Source organism: Candidatus Brocadiaceae bacterium, from assembly GCA_012728835.1.
Lineage (GTDB): Bacteria > Planctomycetota > Brocadiia > SM23-32 > SM23-32 > JAAYEJ01.
On record JAAYEJ010000012.1, the window covers coordinates 202,760 to 211,903 of the forward strand.

The 9,144-nt window shown below is 68.9% G+C and carries 7 protein-coding genes; 5 read left to right on the forward strand and 2 right to left on the reverse strand.

Features of this window, described 5'->3' with window-relative positions:
* The first annotated feature begins 289 nt into the window (after positions 1–289).
* The 5 genes from GXY85_02530 to GXY85_02550 all read left to right on the forward strand — a co-directional run bounded on the left by GXY85_02530 (position 290) and on the right by GXY85_02550 (position 7,239).
* The gene (locus GXY85_02530) at positions 290–2,650 is read left to right on the forward strand and encodes a sigma-70 family RNA polymerase sigma factor (protein ID NLW49704.1); all 2,361 of its coding nucleotides are present in this window, start codon (positions 290–292) and stop codon (positions 2,648–2,650) included.
* Between the two features lie 76 nt (positions 2,651–2,726).
* On the forward strand, positions 2,727–2,858 hold the full coding sequence (locus GXY85_02535; GenBank protein ID NLW49705.1) for an ankyrin repeat domain-containing protein: 132 nt from the start codon (positions 2,727–2,729) through the stop codon (positions 2,856–2,858).
* An 899-nt stretch (positions 2,859–3,757) separates the two neighbouring features.
* On the forward strand, positions 3,758–4,147 hold the full coding sequence (locus GXY85_02540) for a BlaI/MecI/CopY family transcriptional regulator (protein ID NLW49706.1): 390 nt from the start codon (positions 3,758–3,760) through the stop codon (positions 4,145–4,147).
* Positions 4,144–6,657 (forward strand): M48 family metalloprotease, encoded by a 2,514-nt coding sequence (locus GXY85_02545; protein NLW49707.1) that lies wholly within the window; start codon positions 4,144–4,146, stop codon positions 6,655–6,657. The genes GXY85_02540 and GXY85_02545 overlap by 4 nt, the downstream gene beginning before the upstream one ends.
* 105 nt (positions 6,658–6,762) lie before the next feature.
* Complete coding sequence (locus GXY85_02550; protein ID NLW49708.1) at positions 6,763–7,239, forward strand: hypothetical protein; 477 nt, start codon at positions 6,763–6,765, stop codon at positions 7,237–7,239.
* 269 nt (positions 7,240–7,508) lie between these two features.
* Here the strand turns inward: GXY85_02550 and dprA are convergent, their stop codons facing one another.
* On the reverse strand, positions 7,509–8,648 hold the full coding sequence (gene dprA, locus GXY85_02555) for a DNA-protecting protein DprA (protein NLW49709.1): 1,140 nt from the start codon (positions 8,646–8,648) through the stop codon (positions 7,509–7,511).
* 254 nt (positions 8,649–8,902) lie between these two features.
* On the reverse strand, positions 8,903–9,144 hold a 242-nt coding region (locus GXY85_02560; protein ID NLW49710.1), incomplete at its 5' end, for a hypothetical protein.

Here is a 9,144-nt window from a genome sequence, read left to right on the forward strand (position 1 = left end):
GCATCTCGCCGTTCCCGCACCCGAACCGGCCCTTACCTGCTTCCACGCACGACGGCGAGGGAACATACGGTCTCACGCAAAGGCGCAAAGCACGGACTAAGGCTCGAATCGCTGCTGGATTGGGATGGGTCCCTGCGCGCGCAGTCTATGTAGCACAGCCGCCTGCCCTGCCGGGCAGGCCCTCGGCTGTGAAGGCGGGCCCGGATTTCCTGTCACACTTTGGGGCCAATGTACGACTTGTAACCAGCAAGGGGAAATGGCAAGGTAGTGGACCCGGGAGGGCGGGACGATGGCGGGCAACGCGAGACTGCTGAAGGCATCCTTGAGTGGCGATCACGACGCGTTCGCGCGGATCGTGCGGCGTTACCAGGCGCTCGTCTGCGCCATCACCTACAGCGCCACCGGCGACGTGGCCGCCAGCGAGGATCTGGCCCAGGAGACCTTCCTGTCCGCCTGGAAGGGGCTGGCCTCCCTGCGCGATCCGTCGCGGCTCCGCGCCTGGCTCTGCGGCATTGCCCGCAACCTGACGGCCGAGCATCTGCGCCGCCGCCAGCATGACGTCCAGGCCCGTGCGGCCTCCGTGGAGGACGTGCCGGCCGTCGAGTCCGCCTTGCCCACGCCGCTCGAGCAGGCCACGGCGAAGGAGCGAGAGCACATCGTCTGGGACGCCCTGCGGGCCATCCCGGAGACCTACCGCGTCCCGCTCGTCCTCTACTACCGCGAGGAGCAGTCAACCCGCCGCGTGGCGCGCGACCTCCAGATCTCCAGCGCAACGGTCCGGCAGCGCCTGGCGCGCGGCCGGCAAATGCTGCGCGGCAGGGTCGCGGCGCTGGTCGAGGACACGCTCTCGACGACGGCCCCCGGCGGCACGTTCGCGGCGGCGGTGCTGGCGGGCCTGGGCGCGACGGCAGCCGAGAAGGCGGCGGGTGCCAGCTACACGATCCTCGGCCTGAGCCTGGCGAAGGCGGCCGCCGTTGGCCTTGTCGTCGCTGGCGCGGTTCTGGGCGCTGCGGCTGCCCTGCCCGCGGAGGCTCCTGGACCGGTGACCGAGCAGATCGAATCGGCTGTGCCCGCGGAGGATTCCGAAGCCCTGGACCGGCCGGCCCCGCTGTCGCCCGAGCAGATGGGACAGGAGTTCCTGAAGCAACAGGCTGGCGTCGACGAGGCCACTTCGTTCCTGCTCGAGTGGGAAGAGAGCGTCATGCGCGGAGATGGCGCTCGGCTGAGTGCCTTCTCTGTTGCCTGGCAAGGGCGGCGCATCTACTGGCGGCTTCATTGGCCGCAGGACGGTTCCGGCATAACATGGGTCGGCGGCCCGGATCAGACCGTTGGGCTGACGCTGCGGGCTGGCCAAGTGCCCAGCGCGAGTCTGCAGGCATTCGCCAGCGTGAGCCTCATGATAGGACCAGGGCTGGCCCGGTCGTTCTTCCCCGTTGCGCAGCATTGGTGGGACAATGCCTCGTACCACGCGTTTCTGGAGGCGAAATGCAGGCAGCATCCGGAGAGGTTTCGCCGAGCTGCCGAAGCACTGTCCGGGAAGGCGCTGTCCGCTGATGAAGCACTGGATGTCGCGCGTGAACTCTACAACACACTATTTGGCGAACACGAGTTCTGCGCCGTTCCGCCCGACATACACCGGTCGCCGCCCGGACGGCTCGCAGTGGCAGCCCGCTGCGGCCACCACGGCTGGTTCTCCATCCTGGAATTCGACTCTGAGTCTCGCCGGCTGATGCGGTTGATCACGTACGTCGATCGACGGGGAATGCCCAGGGAAGTGGCGGAGCGGGTACACGATCAGGGAGGCGCCTCGCAGGAGGAAACATGGCGCGCCCAACGGGAGCACGCCGTGGAATCGCGCCGACTCGACTACAGTGAACACAAGGAACTCCCGCTCGGACTCATCGTGCCCATGCGCGCCGACGTCTACGACACCGACGAAGACGGGACGAGCGAGCGCCACTCCGTTCTCCGTATCACCCGCATCGAGGTGAATCCTGAACTGCCCGAGTCGGTGTTTGACCTGCAGATCCCGGAGGGGGCGCAGGTCGCGGACTTCACCTTCGACCCGATGGGCATCAAGGCGGTGAACTACGAATGGTCTGCCGAGATGGGGCAGCCCGAGCCGAGGCAGCTACTTTCTGCGGACGAAGCGCTACACATGGAGTTCGAGCGAAGGCGCCGGACGGCTGAACGGATGGGGAGCACCGCGCCTGCGCTCAGCGGCGTGACCTGGATCAGCGAAGAACAGGTCAATCTGGAGGATCTGCGCGGCAGCCACGTGCTGCTGGTGTTCATGTCGGCCAGCTTTCCTCCTTGTGAGCTTCAGGCAGAGACCCTCGGCGAGTGGGCCGAAATGCTGCCGGAGTTGGGCGTCCGTCTGGTCGGCGTATTCACCGCCTGGGACGCACCTGATGATGTCCGTTCCTTCGCACGGGCCCACGGCCTGGAATTCCCCATATGCATCTGCACGCCCGACGGCCCCGGCCCTGGGGGCGTCTTCGAAGCATACGGGGTCACCGCGCCGTTGGGCGGCTGCCTGGTGGGTCCGGATGGCAACCTGATTGACCAAGACCAAGCCTCGGCGGGCGACCTCCTTGCATACCTGGCCGGGCTGCGCGAGGCGCGGCGCATCCGGGCGGCGCAGGATTGAGGCGACTTTCAATCCGGCGCAGTGGGGCAGTCTCGCGAACGCCGTTGGCATCGCTCAATGCTGCTCTGACTGTCTGATTGGCTGGGCAGCCGCCGGCGCGGACGTGAACGCCACCGAACTGCGGGGCCGCACGCCGACGGGCCTCGCCGTCCAGAACGGCCATGAGGAGATCGCCGACCTGCTGCGCGAGCACGGCGGGGTGGAGTAGCGCTTCGGGCCATGCATGGAGCGCTGCGCACCGGCTTCACGTCGTCGGAGACCGCTCGATCAGGCCCGTCCCTGCCGTGGGCCGCGTGTCGGACTCACCGAGTTCTGCGGGTAGCGCCGCCGACGGCACGCGGCCGCCGGTGGAGCGACCTGTTCGGTCCGGTCCGCTGTTCGCTCCCCGGAGGTGGCATGCTGAGGCGCCGCTCCGGGCGCCGAAGCACCTCGCCGTTCCCGCACCCACCCTTACCCGTTTTCCACCCAGGACGGCAGAAGAACGGCGGTCTCACGCAAAGCCGCCAAGACGCCAAGAACGGACTACAGCTCGAGCCGACATTGGCCCCAGTGGGCCCTGGAGGGGCGTGCTTCGTCACGCCCGCTTTTCCGCTGCCCCCCGCTGCTGTCATGCTGAGGCGCCTCGGCTGCGGGCGTCGAAGCATCTCGCCGGCCGGGCACCCGGAGCCGACCCTCACCCGTGTTCCATCCAGGACGGCAGAAGAACGGCGGTCTCACGCAAAGCCGCCAAGACGCCAAGAACGGACGACCGCTCGAACCGCTGCCGGACCGAAGTGGGTTCCTGTGCGCGCCGTCCATGTGGCCCAGCCGCCTGCCCCGCCGGGCAGGCCCTCGGCTGTGTTCGTGTGCCGGCGAATGGTGAGAAACGGCCGGCCCCACGCCGAGGCGCCAGGAACGAAGACGAAGCCCAAGGCACCGGCAAACGGCGGGCGGGCTCGTTCTGCGCCGGACCCCTCTGGCCCGGTTGTCTTCGTCCGTCAGCCGCCCGGAGTCCGCTGCCATGGCCAATCAACGAATTTCATCGTTGACAAGATACGAATTCTGACGTATCATGTCCGCAGTTCCGGGGAACAGGCCCCGGGCGACAGCGACTCAAGGAGCGGGCAGATGGCCAGACGGCCGACCGACGGACCGACGGAAGCGGAACTGGAAGTGCTCAGCGTGCTCTGGGAACGCGGGCCGAGCACGGTCAACGAAGTCAATGAAGCCGTCAACGCGCTCCGCCCCACGGGCAAGACCACCACCCTGAAGATCATGCAGATCATGCTCGAAAAGGGCATGCTGGCCCGCGACGAGTCCGTGCGGCCGCAGGTCTACCGGCCGCGCCAGCCGAAGGAACAGACGCAGGCGCGGCTCGTCCGGCGCCTCATGAAGCGCGCCTTCGACGGCTCGGCCGCGCAGCTCATCCTGCGCGTCCTCTCGGAACACCGCGCATCGGAGCAGGAGCTGGCCGAGATCCGGCGGTTGCTCGATGAAATGGAGGATGAGGGGCGATGAACATCCTCGGGGAGGTCTTGAGGGGTCCTCAGGCGGCGCGGCTGGGGTGGACGCTGCTGCACCTGGTCTGGCAGGGCGCGCTGGTCTGGGCGGCGGCCGCCGCGGTCCTGGCGCTGCTGCGCAAGCGGGGACCGGCCGGTCGCTACCTGGTGGCGACGGCCGGCCTGCTGATCCTGGCAGCCGCCCCGGTCGTGACGTTCCTTGCGGTCGGGGCGACTTCGCCCGTGGACCCGCCGGCACCGGCACCGGCGGAGCCAATGGCATGGGCTCCCGACATTGAGACCATGGCCGAGCCCGCGCCCGCGTTAGCGCCTGCCGTCCCGCCGTTGAGCCCGGCGCCTGTCGAAGTGATCGCGGCGCCCGAGCCGCCGCCCGTCTCGCTCCGGCAGCGGATCGAGGCCGCCCTCCGGCCGTGGCTGCCGCACATCGTGGGCGGATGGCTCGTGGGCGTGCTGCTGCTGACGGCCTGGCGGGCGGGCGGATGGGTGCAGGTGCGGCGGCTGAAGCGGCGGTGCACGTCCGACGTCCCCGCCGGCTTGCGCGCGACGCTGTCGGCGCTGGCGGCGCGGCTGCGGGTGTCGCGCCCGGTGCGGCTCGTGCAGTCCGGCATCGCGACGGTGCCGACGGTGATCGGCTGGCTGCGACCGGTGATCCTGCTGCCCACGGCGGCGCTGACGGGCCTGACGCCCGAGCAACTGGAGGCCGTGCTCGCGCATGAACTTGCGCACATCCGGCGTCACGACGGCCTGGTCAACGTGCTGCAGGCCGTCATCGAGATGCTGCTCTTCTACCATCCGGCGGTGTGGTGGCTGTCGAGGCGGATGCGGATCGAGCGCGAGCAGTGCTGCGACGACGTGGCGGTGGCGGCCTGCGGCGGCGGGGTGCTCTACGGCCGCGCTCTGGCCGCGATGGAGGCCCTGCGGGCAGCCCCCTCGCCGGGCCTGAGCGCCCGCGGCGGCGACCTCCTCGCCCGCGTCCGCCGCATCCTGGGCAAGCCGGACGCCCGTGAACGGGCCTCCTCCAGCCGCTGGCTGGCAGGCATTCTCACGGTGGCCGTACTGCTTGCCATTGCGGCCGTTCCGCTGGTGAGCGGCGGCACGGCTCCGGCCGAAGGCGGGGCGGTAGCCGAAGAGGGAATCGCAGCGGCCGGCGGTACGGAAGAGGAAGTCTTGCCGCATTTCACCGCCACGCTGCCGAACGGCGTCACGGTGGAGCTGATCGGCGTCTCTTACCACCCGTCCGCCGGAAAGCCCTGGTGGCGGCCGGACGGTTCTCCGTTGCCGGTGGCAGGCTACGACGGGCTTCCGTCGGGCGTAGACACTCGAGGCATGTGGCGCGAGTTCGTCGTCCGCCTTTCCGGCGCTCCGACAGATGACATATGGCTCAATTGGGCGATTGATGGAGCGCGTGCCCATGCCGGCGGCGGCAATGTGGAAGTGGACGGCAAGCTCAGGTCGGATGTGCGCGGGTTGGCGGCCTCGATCATGGACGGAGAGGAAGCCTGCACCGTGACCCTCGGCGTTGCCTCGGGCACATGGCATACCATCGGCACATCCGGACCCGGAGGCGTTCCGGCTTTGGATCGGAGTCACGTGAGTTTCACAAACGCCTGCCTTGATGGGAAGGACGTTCGCATCACCGCCAGCGACGAGGCAGGATACTGCGATAGGCGCGTGGTTGGGATTGACTCATCCGGTCGGGTTCGCTTGCCCACTGCCGCGTCCACGGAAGTGAGCGACGCCGGAGGTCCGTGGGAGACAACGGCGAGGTTCCGCGCAGTTGATGCCGCTCAGGTCAAGGAGTTCCGTCTGGAGGTACGGCCGCGTGACCGCGTGGAGTTCCGGAACGTCTCGCTCCAACCGGGGCAGAAGACGGACGTGAATGTGGTGATGGCGCCGCAAGCGGAGCAGGCCCCCGCGGCGCAGGTGTCCCCCGACGAGGCGGCGGCGGAGGCGGTGCGGGAGGCCACAAGAGGCCCGGCTGCGACAGCTCTGGCACAGCCTGCGGCGCAAGGTCCGATCGTGCTGGTGGAGATGGCGCTTAGTCAGTTCACAACCGAAGGCCAGAAGACGCTGTCGAGGCCCGCTGCGGTGGTTCGGGACCGCGAGATGGCGCGGATCGAGCTTAGCACCGAACAGATGTATGTGTTTGGTGACGGGACACCGGATGCCGCCGAGCCGAGCGTGGGGACATGGACGGAAGGGTTGAAGTTCGAGGTCACACCGCGCATCCAGACGGCTGCACCCGGCAAGATCGCCCTTCATCTGAAGGCCGAGCTTCGTGACAAGGAGGGCGTCGTTCGCGGTGGCGGCCTGGATCTGATGGATGTTCCGATGGTTCGCACGCGCGAATGGCAGTTCGAGCTGCTGCTGGATCAGGGCGTTGCGAAGACTGTGCAGATCGCCGCGGCCGACGACAAGGCGCTCCTGTTCCAGGTGACCGTGCAGGCACGGGTAATGTCCCCGCGGGACATCAAGGGTACGCGCTATGAGTCCTGGGACGTGCACTAAGGGGCGAAGGGCGCCGCAGGAAGGGTCGCCGGCGACCCGACGGAAGACAGGGCTGTCCGCGAGCAGCTGAAGCAGCAGGTCAGCCTGCGTTTTGACAGGACGCCGTTGGCGCAAGTAGTCGTATTCGTGCAAGAAACGACCGGCGTCAACTTCAGCCTGCGACGTAAAGATCTGCCGAGGGACGGCGCGCCGGTGACGCTGGCCGTGGACACCACGCTGGAGAACGGCCTCAACCGGATCGCCGACCTGACCGGCATGGCGTGGAAGGTGGACGGCGGGCTGGTGAAGATCGGCAGCCCCGCCGCGCTGGCTACGCATGAGATGCGCGGGTACAACGTCGCCGACTTGCTGGTGAGCGCCGAAGGCAGAACCCAGGGGCGAACGGCCGAGCCGGATATCGGCGCACTTGCCACGCGGGCCGAGAACCTTGTTCTGCTGATCAAGCAGGCGTGCGGCGAGGGCACCTGGGAGGCCCCGGGCCGAGGACCCATGGTTGTGCCTGTCCGTGAGGGCCCGGCGAGTGGCCGGGCAGGGGCGACTAGGCCCTATTCAAGCGCAGTCGGGGCGCGTCGGATGCAATGAAAAACTCGAAATGCCCGTCTCTATTGGATAGAATGCGTCTCTCCCAAAAAGACAACTCTATCCAGATGGGGCATTTCGAGTGAAAGACAAGGATAGCAGAATCCTGCGCAATCGCAGGCGGAACCTGGCCAAGCGGCTCGAGCGCACCCAGTACGAAGATCCACCCCCGCACGGGCGCCGTTCTCTATCCGCCCGCTTCGCCCTCCGCCGAATCCGCACCGGCAGAGTGAGCCGGGGACGGCCGAAGCCTTCGATGACAGGTGCGAGGCTCACGTGGAGGTGGCGTAGCGCTGGCCGGGGAGCTGGCGGATGAGGCCCCGGATGGCCAGGGTCATGAGGGTGCTGGAGACGATGGACGGGGGGAGGTCGGCGGCGACAACCAGCTCGTCGATGTGCTGCGGACTGGGGCCGACGAGATCCAGGATGGCCCGCTCGCGCTCGTTGAGGGCCAGCACGCGAGGGTCGACCAGAGGGCGCTCCTCTGAGGATTCGTCGGGCGCCAGCGCGATGGGCTCGCTCAGGGGGCCGAGCGCTTCGACGACGTCGTGGGCGCTGCGCACGAGGACCGCCCCGTCGCGGATGAGCGCGTGGCAGCCGCGGCTGGCCGGGCTGTCGACGTTGCCGGGCACGGCGCAGACCGTCCGGCCCTGCTCGCCGGCCAAGCGGGCGGTGATGAGGCCGCCGCTGCGGTCCGCGGCCTCCACCACGACGGTGGCCAGCGAGAGGCCGCTGATGATGCGGTTGCGCTGCGGGAAATGGCCGGGATGCGGGCGGGCCTCCATCGGGAGTTCGCTCACGAGCGCGCCCGCCTCGGCGACGGCCAGGGCCAGTTCCGCGTCGGGCGACAAGAGCGCGGTCTGAATGCCGCAGCCGAGCACGGCCACCGTGCGCCCCCTGGCCAGCAGAGCGCCCCGGTGCGCGGCCGTGTCGATGCCGGCCGCCATGCCGCTGACGATTGTGAAGCCCATGCCGGCCAGGTCGGCGGCCAGCCGCCCCGCCTGCTGCCGGCCGTAGGGCGTGCACCGGCGCGTGCCGACAACGGCCACCGCGAGCTGATCGCGGCGCGCGTAATCGCCGCGCACGCGCAGCAGGGCGGGCGCGTCGCGTTCCAGCGAGCGCAGCAGCGGCGGATAGCGCTCGGATGTGAAGGGCACAAGCTCCGTGCGGCAGTCGGTGGCCAGCTCCCATTCGCGTTCGACGTCGTCATCCGACGGCGGGCGGCCGAGGCCGCCCAGCGCCGGGGCGGAGAGCCCCGGGACGGCCTTCAGGGCGCTGCGAGGGGCTTCGGCCGCCGCCCGGGCGGAGCCGAAATGCGCCACGAGCGCGAAGATCGTGCCGTGGCTGACGCCCCTGCACATCGACAGCTTCAGCACGGCGCGTGCCTCGTCCCTGTCTCCCCCACGTGTCATGTCTTCACAATCATGCAATGATCACCGAGGAACTGAAACACGGCCTCCGGCTTGTCGGTGTACCGTACCCCGTTCCTCAGACAGTGAAACGCCGAGCTACTCAGAACGAGGCTCTCTGAGGAATGGGGGGCGTCGCCGGCCCAGCCGGCCATCCCTCCACACAGCCGGCCGGCAAGCCCAGGCGGGTAACTCCTCAGCAGTGCCCGCTCCCGCTTCGCCGACCACAGGGATTATGGCGGCATTCGGTGCGGCCGTCAACCGGTCTTCCTCTCCGTCCCGGCTCTCGCAGCACCCTCCTTCATACTCCGGCGGCGTCCGACAGCCGGCGCCGAGAGTTCCCGTTCGGCGCGGCGCCGCAGGAGGATCCACGCCGCCAGCGCCGCCACGCAGACGGCCGTGACCGTCAGGATCGTCGCGTGGCCCAGGCTGGCCCACTTCGCCTGCTCGGGCGGCAGCTTCGTGCGCTTCTTCGGCGGCGCGTTGCGGAGCCGCGCCA